At 69.4% G+C, this 1,546-nt stretch carries 3 protein-coding genes; 2 read left to right on the top strand and 1 reads right to left on the bottom strand.

Annotated features, from left to right (window positions below; all coding sequences use genetic code 11):
• A partial coding sequence (locus MSZK_RS25025) for a tRNA lysidine(34) synthetase TilS (protein ID WP_233211505.1) occupies window positions 1-664 on the top strand: 664 nt, incomplete at its 5' end.
• Window positions 665-670: 6 nt separating this feature from the next.
• The gene (hpt, locus tag MSZK_RS25020; protein WP_233211504.1) at window positions 671-1,273 is read left to right on the top strand and encodes a hypoxanthine phosphoribosyltransferase; all 603 of its coding nucleotides are present in this window, start codon (window positions 671-673) and stop codon (window positions 1,271-1,273) included.
• A gap of 13 nt (window positions 1,274-1,286) precedes the next feature.
• Here the strand turns inward: hpt and MSZK_RS25015 are convergent.
• Window positions 1,287-1,546, bottom strand: a 260-nt coding sequence (locus MSZK_RS25015) for an SH3 domain-containing protein (RefSeq protein ID WP_199203476.1), incomplete at its 5' end; no start/stop codon positions are given.

The following is a 1,546-nucleotide window of genomic DNA, read 5'->3' as shown; positions in this document are numbered from 1 at the left end:
CGCCGCCCGCAGCGCCCGTTACGCCGCGCTGGACGCCGCCCGCGGCCAGGCGGCGGTGCTGCTGGCGCACACCCTCGACGACCAGGCTGAGACCGTGCTGCTCGGGCTGGGGCGCGGCTCGGGGGCCCGGTCGATTGCCGGCATGCGGGCGTGTGACGCGCCCTGGTACCGCCCGCTGCTGGGAGTGCGCCGCGACGTCACCCACGCCGCGTGCGCCGAGCTCGGCCTCACGGCCTGGGACGACCCGCACAACCACGACCCCCGCTTCACCCGGGTGCGGCTGCGGAGCGAGGTGTTGCCGCTGCTCGAAGAGGTCCTCGGCGGGGGTGTCGCCGCGGCGCTGGCCCGCACCGCCGCCGCACTGCGGGAGGACACCGACGCGCTGGATGCGCTGGCCGAGGCGGTCCTCGACGAGTCCGGCGGCAGCCTGGCCGTCACCGCGCTGAGCGAGTTGCCCACGGCGGTCCGGCGCCGGGTGATCCGCGGCTGGCTGCTGCGCGGCGGGGCGGGAAACCTCACCGACAAGCAGATCCGAGCGGTGGATGCGCTGGTCACCGCCTGGCGCGGGCAGGGCGGGGTGGCGGTCGGTTCGGACCTGCGTCAGCAAAGATTGTTCGCCGGCCGCCGGGACGGCAGGCTGGTGATGTACACCGAGCCGGCGTGAGATTGGTTGTGGAGGCCCCGTCCTGGCTACAGTGTGGGCGTGTCGGCGCACGAGCTGTACCCCGGGGACATCAAATCGGTCTTGTTGTCACAAGAGCAGATTCACGCCCGCACCGCAGAACTGGCCAGTGCCGTCGGCCGTGACTACGTCGACTCGCTGAACGGTCAGGATTTGCTCCTGGTCACTGTGCTCAAGGGCGCGGTGATGTTCGTCACCGACCTGGCCAGGGCGATCCCGGTGCCTACCCAGCTGGAGTTCATGGCGGTCAGCTCGTACGGGTCGTCGACCTCGTCGTCGGGGGTGGTCCGCATCCTCAAGGATCTCGACCGCGACATCCACAACCGTGACGTGCTGATCGTCGAGGACATCGTGGACTCCGGGCTGACGCTGTCGTGGCTGCTGCGCAACCTGGCCACTCGGCACCCGAAGTCGCTACGGGTGTGCACGCTGCTGCGCAAACCAGACGCGGTGCGCGCCGATGTGGACATCGCCTATGTCGGCTTCGACATCCCCAACGAGTTCGTGGTGGGCTACGGCCTGGACTACGCCGAGCGCTACCGCGATCTGCCCTACATCGGCACGCTCGACCCGAAGGTGTATCAGGTCTAGTTCGGCCGCGGGGTCAGTGGAACACCCCGCCGGAGACGTAGACGGTGCTGCCGTCCAGCGTCGACTCCGCGACATAGCGGCGGACGCCGGAGTAGCTCACGTAGGACAGCCAGTAGTAGCCGTTGCCGATCACCCAGCTGTCGTAATTGAATGTCTGGCCCGGGCTGTACTGCGCGATGATCGGGCCGTTGGTGCTCGGATCGTTGCGGACGTTGACCAGGATCCGGACTGTCGCTGTGCCGCTCTTGTTTCCGCTCGTGGCGCCGCCGCCAC

The organism is Mycobacterium sp. shizuoka-1, assembly GCF_002723835.1.
GTDB lineage: Bacteria > Actinomycetota > Actinomycetes > Mycobacteriales > Mycobacteriaceae > Mycobacterium.
Note: the sequence above shows the minus strand (reverse complement) of the source record. Positions and strands in the feature narration are given on the sequence as shown.